Source organism: Ruminococcus sp. AF17-12, assembly GCF_003479245.1.
Taxonomy (GTDB): Bacteria; Bacillota; Clostridia; order Lachnospirales; family Lachnospiraceae; genus Blautia_A; species Blautia_A fusiformis.
Genome location: NZ_QUGY01000007.1, coordinates 103148 through 127848 on the forward strand (window position 1 = coordinate 103148; position 24701 = coordinate 127848).

At 45.9% G+C, this 24701-nt stretch carries 19 protein-coding genes and 4 tRNA genes; 4 read left to right on the forward strand and 19 right to left on the reverse strand.

Features of this window, described 5'->3' with window-relative positions; genetic code table 11:
* Positions 1 to 9 precede the first annotated feature (9 nt).
* The 15 genes from DWW77_RS09500 to DWW77_RS09570 form a co-directional block, all read right to left on the reverse strand.
* Positions 10 to 1197 (reverse strand): S41 family peptidase, encoded by a 1188-nt coding sequence (locus tag DWW77_RS09500; protein ID WP_118608596.1) that lies wholly within the window; start codon positions 1195 to 1197, stop codon positions 10 to 12.
* A 172-nt stretch (positions 1198 to 1369) separates the two neighbouring features.
* Complete coding sequence (gene ftsX / locus DWW77_RS09505) at positions 1370 to 2275, reverse strand: permease-like cell division protein FtsX (protein WP_015526973.1); 906 nt, start codon at positions 2273 to 2275, stop codon at positions 1370 to 1372.
* A complete protein-coding gene (ftsE, locus tag DWW77_RS09510) occupies positions 2265 to 2948 on the reverse strand; it encodes a cell division ATP-binding protein FtsE (protein WP_015526972.1) in 684 nt (227 codons plus the stop codon). The genes ftsX and ftsE overlap by 11 nt, the downstream gene beginning before the upstream one ends.
* A 455-nt stretch (positions 2949 to 3403) precedes the next feature.
* Positions 3404 to 4495, reverse strand: a complete 1092-nt coding sequence (locus tag DWW77_RS09515; RefSeq protein ID WP_015526970.1) for a PucR family transcriptional regulator — start codon at positions 4493 to 4495, stop codon at positions 3404 to 3406.
* Positions 4496 to 4631: 136 nt separating this feature from the next.
* Positions 4632 to 5501, reverse strand: coding sequence for a YitT family protein (locus DWW77_RS09520; protein WP_118608597.1), 870 nt, complete (start codon positions 5499 to 5501; stop codon positions 4632 to 4634).
* A 191-nt stretch (positions 5502 to 5692) separates the two neighbouring features.
* Positions 5693 to 6067, reverse strand: coding sequence for a PqqD family protein (locus DWW77_RS09525; RefSeq protein WP_021650789.1), 375 nt, complete (start codon positions 6065 to 6067; stop codon positions 5693 to 5695).
* On the reverse strand, positions 6067 to 7965 hold the full coding sequence (locus DWW77_RS09530; RefSeq protein WP_044961039.1) for an OPT family oligopeptide transporter: 1899 nt from the start codon (positions 7963 to 7965) through the stop codon (positions 6067 to 6069). Before DWW77_RS09530 ends, DWW77_RS09525 begins: the two co-directional genes overlap by 1 nt.
* Before the next feature lie 218 nt (positions 7966 to 8183).
* Entirely contained in the window at positions 8184 to 9983 is a 1800-nt protein-coding gene (locus DWW77_RS09535; protein ID WP_182431211.1) for a vWA domain-containing protein, read from the reverse strand.
* Entirely contained in the window at positions 9976 to 10893 is a 918-nt protein-coding gene (locus tag DWW77_RS09540; RefSeq protein WP_118608598.1) for an AAA family ATPase, read from the reverse strand. Before DWW77_RS09540 ends, DWW77_RS09535 begins: the two co-directional genes overlap by 8 nt.
* A 204-nt stretch (positions 10894 to 11097) precedes the next feature.
* Positions 11098 to 13215, reverse strand: a complete 2118-nt coding sequence (locus tag DWW77_RS09545; RefSeq protein WP_110102533.1) for a glutamine synthetase III family protein — start codon at positions 13213 to 13215, stop codon at positions 11098 to 11100.
* A 93-nt stretch (positions 13216 to 13308) separates the two neighbouring features.
* On the reverse strand, positions 13309 to 14274 hold the full coding sequence (locus tag DWW77_RS09550; protein ID WP_059085348.1) for a diacylglycerol/lipid kinase family protein: 966 nt from the start codon (positions 14272 to 14274) through the stop codon (positions 13309 to 13311).
* 179 nt (positions 14275 to 14453) lie between these two features.
* Positions 14454 to 14527, reverse strand: a tRNA-Met gene (locus tag DWW77_RS09555).
* A gap of 16 nt (positions 14528 to 14543) precedes the next feature.
* Positions 14544 to 14616: transfer RNA gene (locus tag DWW77_RS09560), tRNA-Val, on the reverse strand.
* 7 nt (positions 14617 to 14623) lie between these two features.
* Positions 14624 to 14697: transfer RNA gene (locus DWW77_RS09565), tRNA-Met, on the reverse strand.
* Positions 14698 to 14713: 16 nt separating this feature from the next.
* Positions 14714 to 14786: transfer RNA gene (locus DWW77_RS09570), tRNA-Val, on the reverse strand.
* A 430-nt stretch (positions 14787 to 15216) separates the two neighbouring features.
* On the opposite strand from DWW77_RS09570, the gene DWW77_RS18055 reads away from it, so the two are divergent.
* Together DWW77_RS18055 and DWW77_RS09575 are read left to right on the forward strand one after the other, a co-directional pair.
* Positions 15217 to 15381, forward strand: a complete 165-nt coding sequence (locus tag DWW77_RS18055) for a hypothetical protein (protein WP_173906393.1) — start codon at positions 15217 to 15219, stop codon at positions 15379 to 15381.
* 25 nt (positions 15382 to 15406) lie between these two features.
* Entirely contained in the window at positions 15407 to 17080 is a 1674-nt protein-coding gene (locus DWW77_RS09575; RefSeq protein WP_117640293.1) for an IS66 family transposase, read from the forward strand.
* Between the two features lie 334 nt (positions 17081 to 17414).
* Here the strand turns inward: DWW77_RS09575 and DWW77_RS09580 are convergent, their stop codons facing one another.
* Positions 17415 to 21170: a phosphoribosylformylglycinamidine synthase gene (locus tag DWW77_RS09580; RefSeq protein ID WP_118608599.1), complete on the reverse strand. Its 3756-nt coding sequence runs from the start codon at positions 21168 to 21170 to the stop codon at positions 17415 to 17417.
* Positions 21171 to 21324: 154 nt separating this feature from the next.
* On the opposite strand from DWW77_RS09580, the gene DWW77_RS09585 reads away from it, so the two are divergent.
* Positions 21325 to 22203 carry a LysR family transcriptional regulator gene (locus DWW77_RS09585; protein WP_021650784.1) on the forward strand — a complete coding sequence of 293 codons (879 nt, stop codon included), beginning with the start codon at positions 21325 to 21327 and terminating at the stop codon, positions 22201 to 22203.
* A gap of 167 nt (positions 22204 to 22370) precedes the next feature.
* Here DWW77_RS09585 and DWW77_RS09590 read toward each other — a convergent pair whose 3' ends face one another.
* The 3 genes from DWW77_RS09590 to DWW77_RS09600 all read right to left on the reverse strand — a co-directional run bounded on the left by DWW77_RS09590 (position 22371) and on the right by DWW77_RS09600 (position 23911).
* Positions 22371 to 23207 carry an Mrp/NBP35 family ATP-binding protein gene (locus DWW77_RS09590; protein ID WP_118608600.1) on the reverse strand — a complete coding sequence of 279 codons (837 nt, stop codon included), beginning with the start codon at positions 23205 to 23207 and terminating at the stop codon, positions 22371 to 22373.
* Positions 23208 to 23300: 93 nt separating this feature from the next.
* Positions 23301 to 23669, reverse strand: coding sequence for a metal-sensing transcriptional repressor (locus tag DWW77_RS09595; RefSeq protein ID WP_015526957.1), 369 nt, complete (start codon positions 23667 to 23669; stop codon positions 23301 to 23303).
* A 14-nt stretch (positions 23670 to 23683) separates the two neighbouring features.
* Positions 23684 to 23911, reverse strand: a complete 228-nt coding sequence (locus DWW77_RS09600) for a hypothetical protein (RefSeq protein ID WP_015526956.1) — start codon at positions 23909 to 23911, stop codon at positions 23684 to 23686.
* A 173-nt stretch (positions 23912 to 24084) separates the two neighbouring features.
* Between DWW77_RS09600 and DWW77_RS09605 the strand changes: the two genes are divergently transcribed.
* On the forward strand, positions 24085 to 24657 hold the full coding sequence (locus DWW77_RS09605) for a xanthine phosphoribosyltransferase (RefSeq protein WP_015526955.1): 573 nt from the start codon (positions 24085 to 24087) through the stop codon (positions 24655 to 24657).
* The last annotated feature ends 44 nt before the right edge of the window (positions 24658 to 24701 follow it).

The following is a 24701-nucleotide window of genomic DNA, read 5'->3' on the forward strand; positions in this document are numbered from 1 at the left end:
CCGAACGCGTCAGCTCTGTCCGATCTCTTTCAGGGCTGTCTGAAGCTGCGTGTCTTCTTTATGTGTAAGTTCTGTCCAGTCTGTGATGTCTCCGGAAAGCTCTGCTTCCACATCCGGAGTGATTCCTTTTTTGTTGATATCATTGCCCTTTGGCGTAAAATATTTTGCGATGGTGATCTTTACCGCACTGCCATCGGTAAGAGGCTGGATGGTCTGCACCACGCCCTTCCCATAGGTAGTTGTTCCTACAATCGTTCCAATCCCGTAGTCCTTTACCGCCCCCGCAAAGATCTCCGATGCACTGGCACTGTTTCCGTTTACCAGAACAGCCAGCGGCATGTCCAGTTCATTTTTTCCGTCGCAGGTTTCCTCTTCCCTTTTTCCGTTTTTGTCCTCTGTATAGACGATCAGTCCTTCCGGAAGTATTTGGCGGAGTACGCCGCAGACTGCAGTAAGAAGGCCTCCCGGATTATCACGGAGATCCACAACCAGCTTCTTCATTCCCTGATCCTTCAGATCTGCAAATGCTTTTTTATACTGATCGCTGGTCACCTCAGAAAATTCGGAGATCCGGATATAGCCGGTGTCTCCGGAAAGCATCTCATGGGAAACCGTCTGAATCTCCACATCCCGGATCTCCACTTTGACATCCCGGGTTTTCTCTTCGTTTTCCCGCTGTATGGTCAGCATTACGGAATCTTTCTCACTGTCACGGACCATGGCAGCAATATCGGAAGTTTCTTTGTCTGTAACATCAGCTCCATCTACTGCCTTGATCACATCTCCCTTTTTCAATCCCGTCTGTTCTCCAGGGCCACCCTCATAAAGCTGTATAATCTTTGCCCCTCCGGTGTCATCCTTCTGAAGAACGGCACCGATCCCTACGTAGGAGCCTTCATTGGAAGTATTCAGCTCTTTATACTGTTCTGCTGTGTAATAGGTGGAGTACGGATCCTTCAGGCCGGCAAGCAGGCCAGCATAAAGCCCCTCACGCAGGCTGCTTTCGTCTTTTTCATCCAGATATTCTTCATCGATCAGTTCTTCCAGGTAATTCAGCTTCTGAACCGTTTTCACATCGGAAAGCGCATTGCCTTTCGGAAACAGTACTTTCTGATAGCTGGTAAAAACAGCGCCTGTCACAACCAGCGTTGCTGCCACTCCAATGGCTATACCTTTTTTGAATTCTTTATTTTTCATATTTTTCCTTTCTTCTGCACAGCCGGCAAAGCCGATAAGATCACAGATTTTCTGTACTCCTCTATGCGCCGTTCGGTTTTTATATACCGAAAACGGCTGCCGATATTCCGACAGCCGCTGTATATCTTATGATCACACATCATGCGGATACATAAGATTCTCTGCTATTTGGTTATACTCTGAGATGTTTTCTTGTTGTGAAAAAGCTTCCCAAAAGACCGATTCCCACACCAAGTCCAAGGCCCATGGGAACCAGACCCTCATAAATCTGCCAGATCGGAATGAAATCCACGATTCCTGTCAATACATTGAATTTTGTCAGAATAAACTCTACAGCGGAATTATACAGGAAAAACAGACAGATCAGCGGTATCGCCGCACCGATCACACCGAGGATCATACCTTCCAGAAGGAATGGCAGTCGTACAAAAGCATCTGTAGCTCCTATGTATTTCATAATTCCGATTTCTTCCTTGCGGACAGAAATACCCATAGATACTGTATTGCTGATCAGGAATATGGAAATGATCAAAAGGATTGCGATCACGGCAATCGACACATAAGAAACCAGCTTGTTAATGGAACCAAGTGTCCTGGATGCCTGTTCAGACTGATTTACCTTCCGGACATGTTCCAGTCCCTGGATATAATTCACCAGTTCTGTCTGCTTGGTAATATCATTAAGATATACCTGATAATTGGATGAATTGGCAAGAGGGTTATCATCTTTAAATCCATCTGCCGCATCTTCATCTCCAAAATATTTCTGTTTGTATTCTTCCCATGCCTGATCTGCGGACTGATAGTCCATCCTGGCCACTTCCGGCCTGGACTGAATAGCATCGCCGATCGCCTGGATCTCTTCCTCTGAAGTGCCCTCATCAAAGAATACTGTGATCGGTACTTCTTCTTCCACCTTATGGGCAATATTACCGACGTTGTTCACGATGGAATAGAAAATGCCTACCAGAAAAATGCAGGCTGCCATCGTGATGATACATGCCAGGGAAAACATCCAGTTTCTTTTTATATTCTTAAAGCCCTGCTTCAGGGTATACCAGATCGTACTAGGCCTCATGATATCCTCCCTCTTTCTCATCGCTGATGATCTTGCCGTTGTGCATGGTGACTACTCGCTTGCGCATGGCATTGACGATGTCCTTATTGTGGGTAACTACCAGAACTGTGGTTCCTCTGTCATTGATCTGCTCCATCAGAGCCATGATCTCTTCAGAGGTTTTCGGATCCAGGTTTCCGGTCGGCTCATCTGCCAGAAGGATGTCTGGGCGGTTTACCAGTGCTCTGGCAAGAGCAACTCTCTGCTGCTCACCACCGGAAAGCTCATCCGGGTATGCCTTATACTTTCCTGCAAGTCCTACCTCCTGGAGAACCTCCGGCACACGTTTGCGTATCACACGGGTAGGTCTTCCTATGACACGCTGCGCAAATGCTACATTCTCATATACATTACGGTCTTTTAAAAGACGGAAATCCTGAAATACTACCCCAAGCTTTCTGCGATACTTGGCAACGCGTCTGTGTTTCATCTTCTCCAGACGTTCCCCGCTGACTGTGATCGTTCCGCTGGTAGAATCCAGTTCTTTCATCAGAAGCTTGATCAGTGTGGATTTACCGGAGCCACTGCTTCCTACTACAAATACGAATTCCCCTTTGTCAACATGTAAGTTCGCATGATTCACAGCCGGAAGACCCGGGCCGTAAGATTTGCTCACATCTACAAGATCGATCATATATATCCTCCTCTATATTATAAAAGCATAATTTTCTTAATTTTTTTGTAACATTATTGTAATATATTTTCTGTTTAAATGCAAGAATAAATTTCCCGGGCCCTACAACTGTTACTGTTCACTCCATTCTCATTAATGCGCTCCGCGGAATATTACCAGTGAACAGTAATCAACAGCCCTCTTCAAATTATTTATTTTAACGTAAAAATACCAAAATTACAATAGAGTCATGGATGTTATCTGTGAAGTTCATGTGAATTCGTTACTGCTCACTCCGTTCTCAGTAACACACTTCGTGAATGCTTCCAAACAGGAGGGACATTTACACAATATTCCATGATGAAAAACGCTCATACAAAAACTGCCGCCTATTCCGGGAAGGAATAAGCGGCAGTTTAAAAGTTCTAATATGTTACCTTAATATAGCAAACTATCATCTTGCATTCCGAATGCTATTAATACTCTAATGTCTCCATATATTTCATATATCGAACAACCATCAGCGCGATCTTAAATGTAATGGCATCCTCAAACACTCTCAAATCAAGGCCTGTACTCTTCTGGAGTTTATCCAGACGATATACCAGCGTATTTCTGTGGATATACAGCTGACGTGAAGTTTCAGATACGTTCAGACTGTTCTCAAAGAATTTATCGATGGTGACAAGTGTCTCCTCATCGAAATCATCCGGAGATTTGTTGTCAAAGATCTCGCGGATAAACATCTTACACAGAGGAATAGGCAGCTGATAGATCAGACGTCCGATTCCAAGTGAGCTGTATGCGATAACTTCCCTGTCTCCGAAGAAGATCTTACCTACATCAAGGGCCATACGCGCTTCCTTGTAGGAACGTGAAACTTCTTTCAACTCATTGACAATGGTACCGTATGCCATGTGGACATCCTCACCATCTTTATTCAGATCCAGAGTATCCATAATCGTATGAGCCAGCTTATCCATCTCCGGATAGCCCTCTCCCTCTTCCAGTTCCTTGACTATAATGATGCTCTTCTCATCAACAGCAGTGATAAAATCTCTGCTCTTTCCGCCAAAAAGGCTTTTCACGCTCTCTACAGAGCTGTGATCTTTCTCCTGGTTCAGTTCCAGGATCATAACTACACGACGGACATCTGCTTCAATATGAAGCTTCTTCGCTCTGTTGTAAATATCCACCAGAAGAAGATTATCAAGAAGAAGATTCTTGATAAAGCTGTCTTTGTCAAAACGCTCCTTGTACGCAACGATCAGATTCTGGATCTGGAAGGCTGCAAGCTTGCCTACCATATAAGTATCCTCATCATCTCCGTGGGCTACCAGGACATATTCCAACTGATAATCATCACAGACCTTAAAGTACTGAAATCCCTTGACAAGCTGGCTGTCCGCCTGGGATTCTACAAAAGCCTGGATATCTGCCGGCTGGATCTCAAAATCAGAAAAGGTAGACGCAAGTACCTTGCCGTCTGTGTCAATGACACAAAATTCCGTCCTTGATATTTCTTTAAGTCCCTCGAGCGTATTCTGTAACACCTGATTCGATATCATTCCGTTCAATCCCTTCTCACTTATGTGTATGCTTATCTTCTGTCTTTCCCTCTCTATCTATGGCTATTTTAATACAAAATCACCAAAAATGAAAGAGTAAAACTGAAAAAATTTACAAATTTTTGTTGAAATCCGCCTAATTTTTCTCTATAAAACCTTCTCCATGAACTTCTCTTGCATCGGAAACGATCACAAAAGCGTTGGGATCAATATCATCTACCAGCTCTTTCAGCTTCACAATTTCCTTTTTGTTTACCACACAGAAGATGATCGTCTTCTCCTGACCGGAATACATCCCCTTGCCACAGATCCCTGTCGCTCCGCGATCCAGGTCTTCCATAATGACTCTGGCAACCTCATCCGGCTTCTCCGTGATGATAAATGTCTGTTTGGAAAACTTCAGACCTTCGATCAGACTGTCGGATACTTTTGTTACCAGATAAACCGCAATGATGGCATACAGGGCCCGCTGGATACCGAACACATACATTCCTACGATCACAATAAGTCCATCAATAAACTGCATGATCTGTGCGATGGAATAATGACGCATATACTTCTGGATCAGTGCTGCCATCATATCCGTTCCGCCTGTGGTTCCCTGTCCAAGGAAAACCATTCCAATGCCGATTCCCAGGATCACACCACCGTATACAGCAGCCAGAAGGAGATCATCTCCCGCAATATTCCACACCGGCTGAATGGCAAGCCAGGTTGAGAGGGAGATCTCACCGATCAGAGCTTTTTTTACAAAGGAAAAGCCTTTGATCCGCCATCCCAGAAAAAACAGCGGAATGTTCAGCGTGATATTGGTAAGCCACAGCGGAACCCCGCCATCTATGATCTCACCGGTCCAGTGCTTCACCAGGATCGCTATACCGGAAAAGCCGCCTGTTACCAGCCCGGTTGCATCAAAAACGGAATTGATGGCAAGTGCCATCAGCCCGGTTCCTACTATGATCAGAAGATAATCCAGATACCAGTCCTTTTTTTTCACAAGACTCATAAAGTGCTCCTTTCATTTTTTACAGCAATTCCCGGAATTTCTGTCTTGAAGTGTCCTCAATATTTCTATTCCGCTGTGAAAATCCCGGAAATGCTATAGTATCATATGACAACTGCATCAGTTTCCCGCACTGACGTGTCATAAAAAGAACGGGACCGTACACTATTCTGCGTCCGTTCCCGTTCTCCATGCTATTTTTCTGTCTTTTTATTTATAAAATGAACAAATTCATAGCTTTCCATTATCTGAAAGTATTTTACGATTCTCGGATAAAGCGGTTCTGCCTTATCTCCGAAATGCTCTTTCACCAGCAGGGCAAGCTCCTGCACGGTTTTGGCTCCATCGATCTCAGGCCAGATAAAAGTTCCCATTTCATCAAGATGAACCTTGGAAAACCTTGGCTTGCCAAAAACCTTCTGCGCGATGGTATTGAACATACCCTTATTCTCTATCTCAAGAATGATCCGCTGCTTCAGGTCCCGGTGCCACCGGATCGACTGGTTTGTTTCCGGGATCAGATCAAGATAGTTGATATCCTGTTTCTTATCCTTTTTGTTTTTTCTCATCAGGCTTTCTTCTTTCTCCAGATAGAGAATTTAAGCAGTGACAGGATCATGATGATCATCAGCACAACGCCGCCGATATTTCCAAGGTTTACAACGCCGGACATATCAAGGCTGATACCGACAACTGCAAAGATCGCAAGAAGAATTCCAACAAGACCCTCGCCGGCGATCATACCAGCACAGTACAGGGTACCATCTGTGGACTGAGCTGTCTTGGTTTTTTCGTCAACACCTTTTCTGCTGTCAAGTAATCCACGAACGATACCACCGATCATGATGGTTGCGTTCAGGTAGATTGGAAGGTAAAGACCGATTGCGAAAGGCATTACCGGGATACGGAGGATCTCAAGGCAGATTGCAAGGAATACACCTACAAATACAAGTCCCCATGGAAGGTTTCCGCCCATGATTCCCTCAACGATCATCTTCATAAGCTGAGCCTGTGGCGCAGGGATCTCTGCTGTACCGTAGCCCCATGCTGCATCCAGAAGATACAGAACACCGCCGATAGCAAGACCGGAAACAACAACACCGAGCATCTCGCCCATCTGCTGCTTCTTAGGTGTAGCACCGAGAAGGTATCCTGTCTTAAGGTCCTGAGAGGTATCACCGGCGATCGCTGCGATGATACAGATAACAGAACCAACAGCGATCGCTGCTGTCATTCCGTCGATACCTGTTTTACCGGAGCTCTTGATCGCAAATGTAGCAATCAGAAGAGTAGCGATAGCCATACCGGAAACCGGGTTGTTGGAGCTTCCTACAAGACCTACCATACGGGAAGATACTGTTGCAAAGAAGAATCCAAAAACTACGATGATACATGCACCAAGAAGAGTTACCGGGATTGCCGGAACGATCCAGATGATAAATACCATTGCTATAACACCGAGAAGGATGAACTGCATCGGAAGATCCTGTGCGGTTCTCTCTGTGCTTGTGTTCTTGCTTCCCTTCATGCTCTTCATGGAGTCACGGAAGGTTGTAACGATCAGCGGCAGGGATTTGATCAGGGAAATGATACCACCTGTTGCGATAGCACCTGCGCCGATATATTTAACATAAGTAGACCAGATCGCTGATGCTCCGCCGTTTGCGTAAAGCTGGGCAATGGTCGTTCCCTCTGCTGCCGGATACATCCATGTATCAGGTCCGAACAGGCAGATCAGCGGAATGATGACCATCCAGCCGATAAGAGAACCGGTAAACATGTAGGATGCGATCTTCGGTCCTACGATATAACCAACACCGAGAAGTGCCGGATAAACCTCCATACCGATCTCACCCTTGAAGGATTTAAATGCTGCAGAAACATCTGCCGGAAGAAGCTTCAGTCCATCAACAACAAATTTGAAGACAGCTGCAAGTCCCATACCGGAGAATACTGTGGAAGCATTTGCTCCGCCTTCCTCACCGGCAAGAAGAACGTCTGCGCAGGCAGTTCCTTCCGGATAGAGAAGAGTTGCATGCTCTTTAACAATGAGGGCATTACGAAGGGGTACCATGAAAAGTACACCAAGGATACCACCGCAAAGTGCGATCAGAGTGATCTCAACGATGCCTGGTTTGCTTGTAAGTCCTTCCTCTGCCCAGAGGAACAGTGCAGGCATGGTGAAGATAGCACCTGCTGCAAGAGACTCACCGGCTGAACCGATAGTCTGGACCATATTGCTCTCCAGAATGGAGTTTCTGCGAAGAATCACGCGGATAACACCCATGGAGATAACTGCCGCCGGAATGGAGGCAGATACTGTCATACCAACACGAAGACCAAGGTAAGCATTGGCTGCGCCGAAGATGACAGCAAGAATACATCCCATGATCACAGATGTAACTGTGAGCTCCGGAGTGATTTTCTCCGCAGGAATGTAAGGTTTGAACTCTGTGTTTTTGTTCATATTTCCTCTCCCTTTATCTAGTAAATTAGTAACGTTATATAGTATAGCAAATTTCGCAGTATTTTGCAAGAAATTATATCTGAGATATTATATATTATTTACAATTTTCTGTATAATTATAAGCAAATAATTGGTCACTATGCAGCTTTTATGCTAACATAGTGACCTTATTCCTTACAATTGAATATTATACATTTAAAATAAAATACTTTTTTTTTTCAGTTGTCCGTTTCCAGCTGTTTTGTCAGATATCGCCCTACGATCTTCGAGAAATTTCCGATATCCCGGATATAGGCAAAATCCTTTCCAAAAATCTTCTTTTCCGCCGGAAGATCCTTCTCTTCACCTGCAAATACCCCCAGAACACTGACGCCCTGGCTCCGAAGACGCCGCACCTCTGTTGCAGTATCTGAAATGGCATATTTTCCCTGATAAGGGGCCGGATTTTTTGCATTGGGGCGGTTTATGATCACATCGTAGGGGCGTCCGTCACTTAAGATGATCAGGATCTTTTTTTCCTCTTCCCTCTGCAAAAGACTGTATCCCGCTGCTTTTATGGCAAGCCCGTCCCGATTATTGGAGGAAGTCACATAATTGAAAATATCCTCATCCGCCGAAACCGGATCATCATATTCCCGGAACCTGTGCAGGATCGTATGATCCCAGAATGTGCAGTAGCTCATAACCCGATGAGGAATGTCCACATTACTCAGGGCAGAGCTGATCATATAAGCCTGCAGTGCCACATCTCCCTGTCGGCTCATCTGTGAACCACTGGCATCGATCAGTATATCCACCACAAAATCCGTATTGTCTCCACGAAGAATCCTCTTAAAAAGATTTGCCTCACCGCTTCTGCCTATACGCCACAGCCTGGAAGGAACGATAGTTCCCCGGTCTGATAGGACTTCCTGGTTTTCACTTCGGATCACCAGTGCTTTTTTCAGGAGTTCAGTCAATATGGCAATATTTCGTTTTGCAATTCTGTGCTTGTCATGATAGACCCATATGTTCTTATTACGCAGACGCTTTGCATACTGGTACTGATAATTATCACGAACCGGATTTTTCAGGATTCCTTCTGTAAAATACAGGCTGCAGTCTCCGTGTATTCCCCGGCACATAAGATGGTTCATTCTTTTTTCTTCCGCAGGTGTGAGATAGGTTTTTCCAAAATTCAGTTCCACATAGGTATGAGCTTTCTGAAGAGCTTCCTCTGAAATCACCGTGATCTTGTTTTTCACCTTACGTTTTTCTTCCATATCCTGTGTCAGTGAGGAATCTTCAATATCTGTCATCCGGTCTGTGAGCTTTTCCACGTAATTTTCCAGAGCTTCCTCATACATCTCTTCATTAAGATAGTCTTCCCATCCAAATTCCGTCAGTTCTTCCAGCGTCACCGCCATTACCCGTTCAAGGGAACCGTTTTTCTTCTCAAAGTCCGGATCGATGACCGCATTATAGAGGCTGTCGATGATCCGAATCAGTTCCATGGTGTCTCTGCTTTCTGCGCAGGCATAGATCTGATCCCGGAATGCAGACAGTTTTTTCTCCAGAGGCTGTACGCTTCCTGTAAGTACATCACGGAATACTGCAATTTTCAGCCTGTCTAACAGCTTATCGTAGAAAGGCAGGGTTTCATATTCCTGATCCAGGATATCTTCCAGAGCTTTTTTTCTCATGCGGCGAACCCCGGGGCGCTCTTCACAGATCCGCTCTCCCACTGCCGCTTCGATACAGAGCTGTGTCAGCCCGGTCAGCTCCGTCTCAGAGGCATCCAGATAGATTTTTTTTACAAGATAAAGGCCAAGCAGATTTTTGTCAAAATATCTGGCAAAAGCCCCCTGTTTGATCCCATCGTAAAGAGCGATCTCTTTTGAGCGGAGAAACAGCGATACATCCGGCTTCACATCCAGTGTATAGTCGCCGCTTACCGTCCAGAGGAGATTACGGATCCGGTTTTCCAGCTCCATCTTGTAATCTTCTATAGAAAGTTCTTCTGTCAGATCTTTATGCATAGACATCGTCCTTTGTCCACTCTTCCGGGATCCTTGTACGGACTACATCGTCCACGATCTCCTTTTCAAAAATATCGAAGGTTTTGTTCACCACTCCCATCTGCACTGCTGCCAGGGGAGAAAGTCCTGCACGAACAATCTTCATGGCAGCCAGAAGTCCTCGAAGATCCAGCGCTTTTGTGGAGATCTCACTGTTTACGGATTTCTTCTGAAGATCCATAAATACACCGATAAACTGTTCCACTGCCTTTTCCTTTGCCTCCGGGAACATTTTGCGGAAAATAAATCCCAGGGTTTCTTCTGTCTGCGCTGGCATATCGATCACCAGGAAACGAGAAACCAGAGCTTCGTTCAGCTCCTTTGTTCCTGCATATCCGTAGTTCATGGTTCCGATAAAACGTGCCGCAGGATGAAGGTCGATCCGGTCATAGCCCGGAACATCAATGGAGCGGCGATAGTCCAGAGTTGCATGAAGGACAGAGACCGCATCGTTCTTTGCCATATTGATCTCATCCAGAATACCGAAGCCACCATACTCGGCACACTGATAGATGCTGCCCTTTCGGAGGCAGACTTCATTGTTTACAAAGGTATCCGTTCCGATCAGGTCTCCGCTGTTTGTATTGACATGGAAAGATACATTATAAACCGGGCGGCCAAAAGCATATGCCAGATTTTCTGCCAGGATATTTTTTCCCGTGGCCTTTGGGCCTGCAAGAAGAAGATTTTCTCCTTCCAAAAGTCCTGCAATGGCCATTTCCAGGATTTCTTTTCCGTAGAACGGTATAGACGGTCTGGTAACTCTGGCTGCAGCCCCCTTATCAACGTTATAATTTTTTCGAAATTCCTCGATGCCGTGGATCAGGCTTTCGGAAACGTTCTGTTCTTTTAAAAATTCTAATTCTATCATATATACTTACTCCTGAATCTGATTGAATACCGCAGATATCCTCATCCGCAGTTATTATATGATCCTATGACGGATAACCGCTTACAGATTTTTTCTCCACCAGGTAAAAAACGGGACAGATCTTACATCTGTCCCGTCATTTGATTTCAAAGATGCCGCTGCACCCAGGGAACATCTCTTATTTCCTGTATTTTATTTAACCGATCATACCTCAAAGATCAGATCACCGTAGGATGGCATCGGCCACATATCTTTATCTACGATCATCTCAAGCTCGTCTACAGGTTTTCTTAAAGCCTGCATTGCCGGTACCACGCTCTCTCTGAAGAATACAGCACGGTCACGTCCCTCTTCATGGGATTCCGACTCAGCGATCAGTCCGGAAAGCTTATCCATAGCTGTCTTGGTCTCAGCAAGAAGTGCGGAGGATTTTTCCAGAAGACTTGTCTGTACACTGACATCAAGCGCTGCGCTCACTGCTTTCACAGAATTGATGGACTCTGCAAGAACCGTTGTATAACGGATCACTGCCGGGATGATCTGCTTGGTAGCTACATCCACCATGGTCTTGGCCTCAATGTTGATAGCCTTTGCATAGCCTTCATACTGGATCTCTGCTCTGGACTCAAGCTCTGCTCTTGTAAATACATTAAAGGATTCAAAAAGCTTCACAGCCTTATCTGTAGTCAGCGCAGGAATGGCATCTACCATGGACGGAAGGATCGGAAGTCCACGTCTCTTTGCCTCTGCCTCCCACTCCGGTGCATATCCGTTTCCGTTGAATACAATACGCTGATGCTGGATCGCATACTCCTTGATCAGGTCATGTACTGCAGTATCAAAATCGTCTGCTGCTTCCAGACGGTCGCATGCATCGCGGAATACTTCTGCTGCGATCGTGTTCAGAACTACGTTGCACTCGGAAATGGAATCACGGGAACCAACCATACGGAACTCAAATTTGTTTCCTGTGAACGCAAACGGTGATGTTCTGTTTCGGTCTGTAGCATCCTTCATAAAATCCGGAAGTGTCTTAACACCGGTATCCAGGATCTCGCCGGTCTTACTGTGTGTGGCGGTACCTGTGCTGATCAGCTGCTCCAGAACATCCTGAAGCTGCTCACCAAGGAATACGGAGATAACTGCCGGCGGTGCCTCGTTTCCTCCGAGACGTTCATCGTTTCCAACGTCTGCTGCAGACTCTCTCAGAAGATCTGCATGCTCATCAACGGCTTTCAGGATACAGGTGAGAACAAGAAGGAACTGGATATTCTCATGAGGAGTTTTTCCCGGCTCAAGAAGGTTGATCCCGTCATCCGTTGTCAGGGACCAGTTGTTGTGCTTACCGGAACCGTTAACTCCTGCAAACGGTTTCTCATGAAGCAGGCAGCGCATACCATGGCGGCTTGCAACTTTTTTGAGGATACGCATCATGATCTGGTTGTGATCTGCTGCAATATTTACCGGTGCGTAGATCGGTGCCAGCTCATGCTGTGCAGGTGCAACCTCATTGTGCTGTGTCTTTGCTGTTACGCCCAGCTTCCAGCACTCCTCGTTGACTTCCTTCATGTATGCGGAGATTCTCTGACGGATGGTTCCGAAATAGTGGTCATCCATCTCCTGTCCCTTCGGCGGCATAGCACCGAAAAGAGTTCTTCCTGTATAGATCAGGTCTTTTCTCTGGAGCCATTTCTCCTTATCAACCAGGAAATACTCCTGCTCAGCTCCAACGGAAGGAGTTACTTTTTTTGATGTTGTATTTCCGAAAAGACGAAGAAGTCGAAGCGCCTGTGTATTGACCGCTTCCATGGAACGAAGAAGCGGTGTTTTCTGGTCAAGCGCCTCTCCTGTGTAGGAGCAGAATGCTGTGGGGATACATAAGATCCCGCCGGCTGCGTCATGACGTACAAAGGCAGGTGATGTGCAATCCCATGTTGTATAGCCTCTTGCCTCGAATGTTGCACGAAGTCCTCCGGATGGAAATGAGGATGCATCCGGCTCACCCTTGATCAGCTCCTTGCCAGAAAAGCTTAAGAGTACCTTTCCGTCCTCTCTTGGCGCTGTGACAAATGCGTCATGTTTCTCGGCAGTAACACCTGTCAGCGGCTGAAACCAGTGACAATAATGAGTAGCACCTTTCTCAATAGCCCATTCCTTCATCTCATGTGCAACCACATCAGCGATCTCCATGGACAGCTCCTTACCCTCTTCTATTGTCTTTTTCAGTTCGCGGTATACCTTCTTCGGCAAACGGTCCTGCATAACAGAATCGTTAAATACATCGCAGCCAAAGATTTCCTTTACGTTGATATAATCTCCCATTTCTTCCTCCTTTTCGTTCCTGTATATCCAGTCTTTCTTATGAGGAAAGACATTTTCACCTCTGTATGATCACCTTGTCTTCGGATACTCGGATCATTCTTCGCTCTTCTGGGTAATCTCCTTGATCTCCTGCATTTTCTGGTTCAGCCGGCTTTTTTTCTGTTTCTTACTGCTGGTAAGATAAAGGTTCATGGCCTCATGAAGATTATCGATTTCCACACGGGTCTGATCTCCACCGAACTCTCCATCCAGCGTCCACGGAACAGCCTCCTCTGACTCTATCACAACATGCGCAGACTTAAAAGAATAGATCAGATCTGTATTATCCTCTGCAGTAAGAAGCGCAGTCATGATCTCCTGAAGCTCCAGCGGATTCTTCGGATTGGTGATCAGTGTCACCTCAAACAGTCCGTCATTCATATCCACGTTTTTTCCGGTAAGATTCTTAAATCCGCCTACAGATCTGGAATTGCTGATCATACCGTAGATAAAATCATTCTCCACTGTCAGCTCATCGGAGGTTACCTTCAGATGATAGGATTTCACCTCAAAAAGCTGCTTCATCCCTTCCAGCACATAGGCAACATGTCCCAGGATATTTTTCAGATCCTGGTCTGTCTCATAGGAAACATTGGTAAACAGTCCAAACGCAGCCACATAGGCAAATGTCTGGTTATTAAATTTACCGATGTCACAGTGATAGATCTGCTCCTCCATGATCATGGAGGCAGCTGCAGTCATACTCTTCGGCATAAACAGACTGTTGGCAAAATCATTGGTGCTTCCTGCAGGGATATACCCGATCGGTGTCTGGCTGCCCACTTCCACGATTCCGGTAACCACCTCATCCAGTGTACCGTCACCTCCACTGCAGGCGATCAGATCTACCTGATCTGCATATTCCTTCACCTGTTCATAAGCATCCTTCGGTCCCTGCGTGGCACGGATGATCACTTCGTACCCACCTTTATTAAAGATATCCACAATGTCCAGCAGATGCATCTTGATTCTTCCTTTTCCTGCTTTGGGGTTGAAAACAAAAAGCATTCTTTTTTTCACTATACAATCCTCATTTCCCGAAATGATTCGTTATGTCTATTCTTTTACTATGATAAAAAAAACGATGTAAAATGTCAATCTTAACTTTTCACATCTGGTCTTACCACAGGCAGCCGGAATTTTATAACAAAAAAAGTCCAAAAACCCAATAAAATTGAATCTTCAGACCTTTTGTTAAGTAGCGAGAGGGGGATTCGAACCCTCGACACCACGGGTATGAACCGTGTGCTCTAGCCAACTGAGCTATCTCGCCATATTCTTTTGTAACATGGGACCTATAGGGCTCGAACCTATGACCCTCTGCTTGTAAGGCAGATGCTCTCCCAGCTGAGCTAAGATCCCATATAAATAGCGAGAGGGGGATTCGAACCCTCGACACCACGGGTATGAACCGTGTGCTCTAGCCAACTGAGCTATCTCGCCATATCTTTTTGTAACATGGGACCTATAGGGCTCGAACCTATGACCCTCTGCTTGTAAGGCAGATGCTCTCCCAGCTGAGCTAAGATCCCATAACAGTTGTTCGTCTTAGGAACTCTTCCGTTCCGCAACTCGCTTTGCTATTATATAATGGTTTGTGACTTGTGTCAACAGTTTTTTTCACTTTTTTTAATTTTTTAAAAAATATATGTTACTGTTCAAGGGTATGCATAGTCCATTGTAAAAAGTGATGAAATTTATTTTTTTGTTTTGTGGATAACCAGTTCCAGTAGGAAAAATTATGTTTATAGTCTTTCCTGCTGTTTCTTTTTTGAAGAGTTATCCACCGGATTTTATTTTACACAGTACATTTTTTTTATAGCCTTACCATATAGTCCTTATTTTTCAAGATACAAAATACCTGCTTATCCACAGTCATATCGACGAAAGGACAATTCCTGGAAATTCGCTTTTTTCCCATGTTTCTGTTATACTTCTCTATAAGAAAGAGAGGGCTGCCTTATGGACATTGATTTAAAAGAAGAGATCAGAAAACAGGATGAGCTTCTTGCCGAATATCTCAGAGTGATTGAGATCCAGAAAGGACTAATCCAGGAACAGAAAAAAATGATCGAATATCTGGAAGATCATATCTCAAAGATCACAGATATCATAAGCGACATCTGACCCGAACACTTCTGGAGGAACATACATGCCGGATACTTATGATTACATTACACTTCTGTGCCGGCTGAAAGCAGCACAGACCAGAATTAAAGAGCTGGAATCTGGAGAAAGATATATCCATCTTCAGGAACTTCACCAAAAAGAATACATGGCTTATGAACGGAAGCTCCGGAGATTAACGCAGGATCTGGCAGCCGCCCATAGAGAAACGATCCGTGTCCGTAATTATTGGTTTCAGGTACTGGAAGATATGCAGAGGGAACTTGAACAGGCAAAAAGAAAGGCTGAGCAGGAACTGAAAAAAATGGAAAAGCGTGCACTGGATGCTGAAAAACAGCGGGATGATGCACTGGATAAAGCAAAAGAGATCCGTCTGCAGTATTATGAAACAGCTGCTGAACTGGAAGAAGAACGGGGGAAAAACCTGAAACTGCGTGCACAGATCAATCGTGACTATGAAAACTCCGCTATTCCTTCCTCTAAGTCGATCAAACGGAAAAAGATCGCAAACAGCAGGGAAAAAACAGGACGGAAACCGGGCGGTCAGCCGGGGCATCCCGGCCACCGCAGAAAAAAACAGGAACCCACACAGCCGGTTATCCTTCTTCCTGCACCGGAAAAAGTCCTGGAAGACAGTGATTTCAAAAAGACCGGCAGAACGATCATAAAACAGATGATGGGCATCCAGGTGCTCCTGAATGTGGTGGAATATCATGCAGATATTTACTACAACACAAAGACAGGTGAACGGGTGCATGCTGCATTTCCAGACGGGGTTGTGGATGAAGTGAATTATGACGGAAGTATCCGGGCATTCCTGTTCCTTCTGAACAATGACTGCTGTGTTTCTATTGACAAGAGCAGGAAATTCCTGTCAGATCTGACAGGCGGGAAACTGAATATCTCCAAGGGGATGATAAGCAAACTCAGCAGGGAGTTTGCTTTAAAAACTGTGCCTGAACGCAGGGCCACATATGCAGATATGCTGCTTTCTCCCGTCATGCATACAGACTGTACAAATGCGAAAGAAAACGGAAAAAGCTGTCATGTATACGTCTGTGCAGTACCGGATGGAAAAGTCCTGTACTTTGCCCGTGAGAAAAAAGGGCATGAAGGGATAAAAGGGACGGTCACTGAGGATTATCAGGGGATCCTTGTGCACGATCACGATGTTACTTTTTATAATTATGGAGCAGATCACCAGGAATGTCTTGCCCATGTGCTGCGATACCTGAAAGACAGCATAGAGAATGAGCCGGACCGTATCTGGAACAAAGAAATGCGTTCACTGCTACAGGAAATGATCCATTTCCGAAATGGAATCCAGCTGCCCCATAAGCCGGATCCAAAGACGATCTCCGGATTTGAAAAAAGATACCAGGCAGTACTGGAAACAGCCAGAAGAGAATACGGGGACATTCCGGCAAATGATTATTACAGAGACGGGTACAATCTATTCCTGAGAATGGAGAAATACATGCGGAACCATCTGCTGTTCCTGCATGATCTCCGGGTACCTGCCACGAATAACGAAGCCGAAAGGCTTTTGCGGAATTATAAGCGGAAACAGGCGCAGGCCGTGACATTCAGAAGTTTCGAAAGCATCGATTACCTCTGTCAATGCATGAGCATGCTTGTTTTGATGCGCCGGGAAGAACCGGCAAATATATTTGACAGAGTGTCCAGGATATTTGGATAAAGAAGACCGATGGCTCTAACTATTACCAGTTTACACCATCGGTCTTCTTAAGTCCAGCTAACCCTTGAACAGTAACAAATATATGCTTTTTTGTATTTTTACAGTGGCAGGGAGGTCTGAAATCCCCTGCCACTGTAAGGATGTTATGGGCAAAGTATTGCCCATAACTTGATACTCCCGGATTGCTCCGCTGCACGCAGCTCACGCAATCCTCAAACATTCGGAATCCGCTAATTTACTACGTAAATTGCTACTTCCTCATGTTTGGCGGGGTCCAAGTTCAAAAGTCTTATCGTGCAAGCACGAACGACTTTTTGACCTTTTCCCCCTGGTATTATCTGAAGTACTCAACACCAGATTCGAAAATCTTGATATCCTGCTCTCCGTAAATATTGACAGCCACGCCTGCGTCACGACGCTCACTGTGTGCCATCTTTCCGAGAACACGTCCATCCGGGCTTGTGATACCCTCGATGTTCATATAAGAGCCGTTTACGTTAAACTCACCCTCATATCCTGTCTCATCTACCGGTACATACTCTGTTGCGATCTGTCCATTTTCCTTGAGTTTCTTCAGCCACTCATCATTTGCGACAAAACGTCCCTCACCATGAGAAGCCGGATTACAGTATACGCCGCCAAGCTGTGCTTTCTGAAGCCATGGAGACTTGTTGCTGACAACCTTGGTGTAAACCATCTTGGATACGTGGCGTCCAATAGTGTTGTAGGTCAGTGTCGGAGAATCCTCTTTCTGTCCGCAGATCTCACCGTACGGTACCAGTCCCAGTTTGATCAGTGCCTGGAATCCGTTGCAGATACCGAGAGCAAGACCATCACGCTCATTGAGGAGCTTCATAACTGCCTCCTTGATCTTCTCGTTCTGGAACGCGGTAGCAAAGAATTTCGCGGATCCGTCCGGCTCATCTCCGGCTGAGAAGCCGCCCGGGAACATGATCATCTGTGCCTGATCGATGGCTTTCTCAAAGAGCTCTACAGAATCATGGATATCTTCTGCTGTAAGGTTCTTGAATACCTTTACGTCTACCTCGGCGCCTGCTCTCTCAAATGCACGGGTGCTGTCATACTCGCAGTTTGTTCCAGGGAATACCGGAATAAATACACGCGGTTTTGCAACCTTATGTTTGCATACATAGATGCTGTCTGCTTTGTAAAGGGAACCGTCATCTGCCTTGACGTCCTCGGTTCCTGCTGCTGTTTTAAATACATTCTCCAGAGTTCCTTCCCATGTGGAAAGCGCCTCTTTCAGAGTGATCTCTGTATCACCGTAGGTGAACTTCGCATTATCCGTAACCTCACCGATCACAGTATAGGTAATGGCAAGCTCACCGACTTTTCCATCCGGAACCTCACAGATGATATCGCCGAATGCCGGAGCAAAGAAATCTCTTGGATCAAGGTTATGCTCGATCTTTACACCCATGCCGTTACCAAAGGCCATCTTGCTGACTGCAGCAGCGATTCCATGACGGTCAAGTGCATATGCGGAGATCACACGGCCTGCCTGGATATCCTGGTGTAATTTATCATACTGCTCCATAAGAGCCGGGTAATCCGGAAGATCATAGGAATCCTTCGGTGCACGGAGCCATACCAGCTTGCTTCCTGCTTTTTTGAGCTCCGGTGTGATCACATCTTTTACCTTTGCAACATCCACTGCGAAGGACACCAGTGTCGGAGGAACATCAATGTCATTGAAGGTTCCGGACATACTGTCCTTACCGCCGATGGAAGGAAGGCCGAATCCGATCTGTGCCGCATAAGCACCAAGCAGTGCGGAGAACGGCTGGCTCCATCTCTTAGGATCTTCTGTCATACGACGGAAGTATTCCTGGAAGGTGAAACGGATCTTCTTATAGTCACCACCGGTTGCAACGATCTTGGCAACAGACTCGGTTACTGCGTAGGCAGCTCCATGATACGGACTCCATGAGGAAAGGTATGGATCAAAGCCGTAGCTCATCATGGTAACAGTCTCTGTTTTTCCGTTCTGTACCGGAACCTTTGCAACCATGGACTGTGTCTCTGTCAGCTGATATTTGCCACCGTGAGGCATAAATACACTGCCTGCGCCGATGGAGCCGTCAAACATCTCCACAAGACCCTTTTGTGAGCATACATTCAGGTCAGCAAGAGTATCCATCCATTTTTTCTTTACATCTGTTACATCCGGACGTTCCTCGAAAAGATTTCCGTCCTTTGACGGGATCTCAACCTCAACGGAGGTCTCCTGATGTGCACCGTTGGTATCCAGGAATGCACGGGAGATATTTACGATTTCTTTTCCTCTCCAGTTAAGGACAAGGCGTGGCTCCTCCGTTACAACTGCAACCGGAATTGCCTCGAGATTCTCTTCATTTGCAAATTTCAGGAAAGTATCCACATCTTTCGGGTCAACTACAACAGCCATACGCTCCTGAGACTCAGAGATGGCGATCTCAGTGCCGTCAAGACCTGCGTATTTTTTCGGAACCTTGTCGAGGTCGATCTGAAGTCCCGGTGCCAGCTCGCCGATGGCAACGGAAACACCGCCTGCACCAAAGTCGTTACATTTCTTGATGATATGGCTGACTTCCTCTCTGCGGAACATCCTCTGGATCTTACGCTCGGTAGGCGCGTTACCTTTCTGCACCTCAGCGCCGCAGACCTCGATGGAAGCCTCTGTGTGGACCTTGGAGGAACCGGTTGCACCGCCGATACCGTCACGACCGGTACGTCCGCCAAGAAGGATGATGATATCTCCAGGGTCGGAATTTTCACGGATGACCGCACGTCTCGGAGCCGCACCCATAACCGCACCGATCTCCATACGTTTTGCAACGTAGTCCGGATGATAGATTTCTTTTACAGCACCGGTTGCAAGACCGATCTGGTTTCCGTAGGAACTGTAGCCGTGGGCTGCGCTGCGGACAAGCTTCTTCTGCGGAAGTTTACCCTTCAGAGTTTCCTTTACGGATACGGTAGGATCTGCTGCACCTGTCACACGCATTGCCTGATATACATAGGTACGTCCGGAAAGCGGATCACGGATGGCTCCGCCAAGGCAGGTTGCCGCACCACCAAAAGGCTCGATCTCCGTCGGATGGTTGTGTGTCTCGTTCTTGAAGTTGATCAGCCACTCTTCTTCTTTCCCGTCCACGTCCACCGGTACCACGATACTGCAGGCATTGATCTCATCAGACTCTTCCTGGTCTGCAAGCTTGCCTTCTGCTTTCAGTTTCTTCATTGCCATAAGTGCAAGATCCATCAGGCAGACAAACTTATCATCACGTCCCTTGTACATATCCTTATGGGCATCCAGATATTCTTTGTATGTTTTTTCAATAGGAGTCTTATAATCACCTTCGTCAAACTTCACGCTGGTAAGCTCTGTGGAGAAAGTAGTATGACGGCAATGATCAGACCAATAGGTATCCAGAACACGGATCTCTGTCATGGAAGGATCGCGTTTCTCTTCATTTCTGAAATAATTCTGGATATGCTGGAAGTCCTTAAATGTCATGGCGAGGTTCAGAGAAGCGTACAGCTCCTTCAGATCAGCCTCAGCCATATCCTTGAATCCGTCAAAAATCTTCACATCCTCAGGATCCGGGAATACTGTTACCAGTGTTTCCGGCTTCTCAAGACCTGTCTCACGGGAATCCACAGGGTTGATGCAGTGATGTTTGATTGCCTCAAACTCTGCATCTGTAACGTTTCCTTCGATTACATAAGTAGTTGCTGAACGGATGATCGGTGCTGCATTCTCATCCAGGAACTGTACACACTGCACTGCAGAATCGGCTCTCTGGTCAAACTGTCCAGGAAGGAATTCTACGGAAAATACACGTGCGCCCTCTGCCACATCAAATTTTTCAAGATACAGATCATCTACCGGCGGCTCTGCAAATACGGTCTTGCAGGCTTTCTCAAATACTTCATCGGAGATATTCTCCACGTCATAACGGATCAGCTCACGGACTGCTGTCACAGTGCTGATACCAAGATAATGTTTGATCTCATGTTTCAGTTCCTTTGCTTTTACTGCAAAGGCAGGTTTCTTTTCTACATACACACGTCTTACGTTGCTCATAGAAGGCTCCTTTCTCTATATCCGATAATAAGGATGGTAAACGTGCAGAAAGCATTTCAGTCTTTCTTTTCTGCTGAAAATATAGTATCATAGGAAATATCATTAGTAAAATTAATATATCTTATATCATTTATAAGCGGAGGATTTTTCACATATGGATATCAATCTTGAACTTTACAAAGTGTTTTATTACGTGGCCACGACGCTGAGCTTTTCGGAGGCTTCCAGACAGCTTTTTATCTCACAGTCTGCAGTAAGCCAGGCCGTCAAAAACCTTGAAAAAAAGCTGGGCCATACTCTGTTTGTGCGCAGCACCAAACGGGTCATCCTGACTCCGGAGGGAGAGCTTCTTCTCCAGCATGTAAAGCCGGCCCTTTCCATGCTAAACGAGGGAGAGGCTGTCCTTTCCGGAGAAGGAAATCTTACCGGTCAGCTGCGGATCGGTGCCAGCGATACTCTGTGCCGCTATTTTCTCATCCCCTATCTCCGCCGTTTCCACAAGGATCATCCGGAGGTACGGATCAAGATCATCAACAGTACCTCCATCGGATGTGCGGAACTTCTGGAAAACGGCCAGGCTGAGCTGATTGTCACCAACTACCCGAATTCCCGGCTTTCAGCCCACACCAAGCTTCAGACTGTGCTGGAATTCCGGGATATCTTCGTGGCAAATCCGGACTATTTCACCATGGGCAAATCGCCTCTTTCCATGGAAAATCTTCTGGATTATCCCATCCTGATGCTCGCTCCAAAGAGTACCACCAGCGAATATCTTCATCAGGTGTTTGCAGCCCAGGGACTGAAGCTGTTGCCTGAGGTTGAACTGAACAGCAACGATCTGCTGATCGATCTTGCAGAGATCGGACTTGGTATTGCCTGTATCCCGGATTATATGCTCCGCAACCGTCCGGGTCTAGAACCTGTCCATCTGAAAACACCTCTGCCCGCAAGAAGTGCCGTGATCGCTCATCATGAAGCACTGCAGCTTTCCCAGGCTGCCCAGTGCTTTCTTAAATATTTTTCCCAGATCTAATACGATCAAGTTCCTGCCGCTTACTGCTTTTCGCGATCGAAGCAGGATACTTCCCTGATTCAGTAAAAAAGCCACCGGAATCTGCCATAAGGTTATTACGATCCTTATGTACTCAATTCCGGTGGTCTTTTCTGTTATTGATATCGGTCAGATATTATTCTTATTACTTACGCTTCAGCCTTCGGCATCACGTCTGCTGCCGCAGTGATATACTCATTCTCGATCTTACTGAACAGGCCGCTGTCTGCAAGCTCTGCAAGCTTCACGTCAATCGGCATCTTGCCCAGGACCGGAACCTTCAGTTCTGCAGCGATCTCATCGATATGGCTCTCGCCAAAGACCTTGATCTCTTTTCCGCAGTCCGGACATTTCACATAGCTATAGTTCTCCACGATTCCAAGGACCGGAACCTTCATCATATCAGCCATGTTATAGGCCTTCTTGACGATCATGCGGACCAGATCCTGCGGAGAAGTAACGATCACGACACCCTCGATCGGCAGGGACTGGAATACTGTCAGCGGAACATCTCCGGTTCCTGGCGGCATATCTACAAAGAGATAATCCAATTCACCCCAGATCACATCACTCCAGAACTGTTTTACCATATTTGCAAGGACCGGACCTCTCCAGATCACCGGTGTCTCCTCATCCGGGAGAAGAAGGTTTACAGACATAACCTCGATTCCGTTTGCAGTTGGCATCGGATAGATCCCATTGTCACTGCCCTGTGCATTGCCCTTGATGCCATACATCTTCGGGATGGACGGACCGGTGATATCAGCATCCATAATGCCCACTTTATATCCCTTGGAAGCCATCAGGTTTGCCATGGAGCCTGTTACGAAGGATTTACCCACGCCTCCCTTTCCGCTGACAACTCCGATCACATGTTTTACGTCAGAAAAAACGTTTGGTTCTGCCATGAGGCTCTGGGGCTGTTTCTGTCCGCAGCCTTCACAGCTTGATTTGTTGCAGGATGTATTGCTACACTCTTTTGCCATAATAGATTCCTCTCATTCTTTGTATTTACACAGACAGAACTGGCTCTCTGTCCGTGCATTTTCTCATTCATGAGCTCTCATGAACTCCTTACCTTACTTCATAAATCTGTCGATCGCTTTTTCCAGTTCCTTGATAGCATCCCTGTCTCCATGCTCCACTGCATCCACGATGCAGTGTTCTATATGATCCTGCAGGATGATCTTGCCTGTATTATTGATCGCAGATTTTACGGCTGATAGCTGGATCAGCACTTCGCTGCAGTCACGTCCTTCCTCCACCATACGCTTAATGGATTCCATATGCCCGATGGCCCTGGAAAGTCTGTTGAGTACGGCCTTGGTCTGTGCGTGGCTGTGATGATGAGGATGTGTGCCATCGTGAGTATGCACATGTTCCTGTTCCCCGTGGGTATGTTCAAGAACGGTTCCATCCTCGAGAACGTGCACATGTGTTTCTTTCATGTGTATTTCCTCCTTCAGATCTCCGTGAAAGAACAGCGCTGCCGGATCATAGATGTCTGAATGTCAAAAATGATGGTTCCGTCTTCCAGTACTGTCTTCTCGTAGGAGACATCCTTCCCCTGAAATTTCTGTTTCACATACGCTTCCGGATCTGCAATCTCCACTTCTTCCACAAATACATCACGCATCTGATTTCTCGGACATTTGTTAAAAATTTCCCAGATTACTTCGTACTCTTTCATCTGTGCCTGTTCCTTTCTTAGTCATCCTATCCATTATAATAATTTTATGTTTTTTTGTCAAAAATAATTGCACTCACGCAAATATTGTCGTATGATACATATTAAAAATATTACTGCTCTGTCCGTGGGCAGTAAACATATATTAATGTGATAAATCAAAGGAGATAAATTTCATGCAGCTTTTAAAAGACAGAATTCTGACAGACGGCGTAGTAAAAGAAGGAAATATTTTAAAAGTGGACAGCTTCCTGAATCATCAGATGGATATTGACCTGATCAACGAGGTCGGCAAAGAATTCAAGAAACGTTTTGACCACTGTCCAATCACCAAGATCCTTACCATCGAGGCTTCCGGTATCGGTATTGCCTGTATTGCGGCACAGTATTTCCATGTACCGGTTGTATTTGCCAAGAAAGCACAGAGTGTGAACCTTGACGGCGAGATGTACACCACCAAGGTAGAGTCTTTCACCCACAAGAAAGTTTACGATGTGATCCTTTCCAAGAAATTTCTCGGACCGGAAGATCACGTACTCCTGATCGATGATTTTCTTGCCAATGGCTGTGCACTTCTCGGTCTGATCGACATCGTTAAGAAATCCGGCGCAACTCTTGAAGGAGCCGGAATCGTTATCGAAAAAGGTTTCCAGTCCGGCGGACAGACCATCCGTGACATGGGTATCCATCTGGAATCCCTTGCTATCATTGATTCCATTGCTGATGGCAAACTTACTTTCCGTGAATAAGATTTATCATAAAAAATACTCCTGGAAACTTATATACATTGTTT

Bases quoted from the DNA above. Each gene is read 5' to 3' on its own strand.
- DWW77_RS09500 (WP_118608596.1), bottom strand. From the start codon at position 1,197: ATGAAAAATAAAGAATTCAAAAAAGGTATAGCCATTGGAGTGGCAGCA.
- ftsX (WP_015526973.1), bottom strand. From the start codon at position 2,275: ATGAGGCCTAGTACGATCTGGTATACCCTGAAGCAGGGCTTTAAGAAT.
- ftsE (WP_015526972.1), bottom strand. From the start codon at position 2,948: ATGATCGATCTTGTAGATGTGAGCAAATCTTACGGCCCGGGTCTTCCG.
- DWW77_RS09515 (WP_015526970.1), bottom strand. From the start codon at position 4,495: ATGATATCGAATCAGGTGTTACAGAATACGCTCGAGGGACTTAAAGAA.
- DWW77_RS09520 (WP_118608597.1), bottom strand. From the start codon at position 5,501: ATGAGTCTTGTGAAAAAAAAGGACTGGTATCTGGATTATCTTCTGATC.
- DWW77_RS09525 (WP_021650789.1), bottom strand. From the start codon at position 6,067: ATGAGAAAAAACAAAAAGGATAAGAAACAGGATATCAACTATCTTGAT.
- DWW77_RS09530 (WP_044961039.1), bottom strand. From the start codon at position 7,965: ATGAACAAAAACACAGAGTTCAAACCTTACATTCCTGCGGAGAAAATC.
- DWW77_RS09535 (WP_182431211.1), bottom strand. From the start codon at position 9,983: ATGCATAAAGATCTGACAGAAGAACTTTCTATAGAAGATTACAAGATG.
- DWW77_RS09540 (WP_118608598.1), bottom strand. From the start codon at position 10,893: ATGATAGAATTAGAATTTTTAAAAGAACAGAACGTTTCCGAAAGCCTG.
- DWW77_RS09545 (WP_110102533.1), bottom strand. From the start codon at position 13,215: ATGGGAGATTATATCAACGTAAAGGAAATCTTTGGCTGCGATGTATTT.
- DWW77_RS18055 (WP_173906393.1), top strand. From the start codon at position 15,217: ATGGACATTGATTTAAAAGAAGAGATCAGAAAACAGGATGAGCTTCTT.
- DWW77_RS09575 (WP_117640293.1), top strand. From the start codon at position 15,407: ATGCCGGATACTTATGATTACATTACACTTCTGTGCCGGCTGAAAGCA.
- DWW77_RS09580 (WP_118608599.1), bottom strand. From the start codon at position 21,170: ATGAGCAACGTAAGACGTGTGTATGTAGAAAAGAAACCTGCCTTTGCA.
- DWW77_RS09585 (WP_021650784.1), top strand. From the start codon at position 21,325: ATGGATATCAATCTTGAACTTTACAAAGTGTTTTATTACGTGGCCACG.
- DWW77_RS09590 (WP_118608600.1), bottom strand. From the start codon at position 23,207: ATGGCAAAAGAGTGTAGCAATACATCCTGCAACAAATCAAGCTGTGAA.
- DWW77_RS09595 (WP_015526957.1), bottom strand. From the start codon at position 23,669: ATGAAAGAAACACATGTGCACGTTCTCGAGGATGGAACCGTTCTTGAA.
- DWW77_RS09600 (WP_015526956.1), bottom strand. From the start codon at position 23,911: ATGAAAGAGTACGAAGTAATCTGGGAAATTTTTAACAAATGTCCGAGA.
- DWW77_RS09605 (WP_015526955.1), top strand. From the start codon at position 24,085: ATGCAGCTTTTAAAAGACAGAATTCTGACAGACGGCGTAGTAAAAGAA.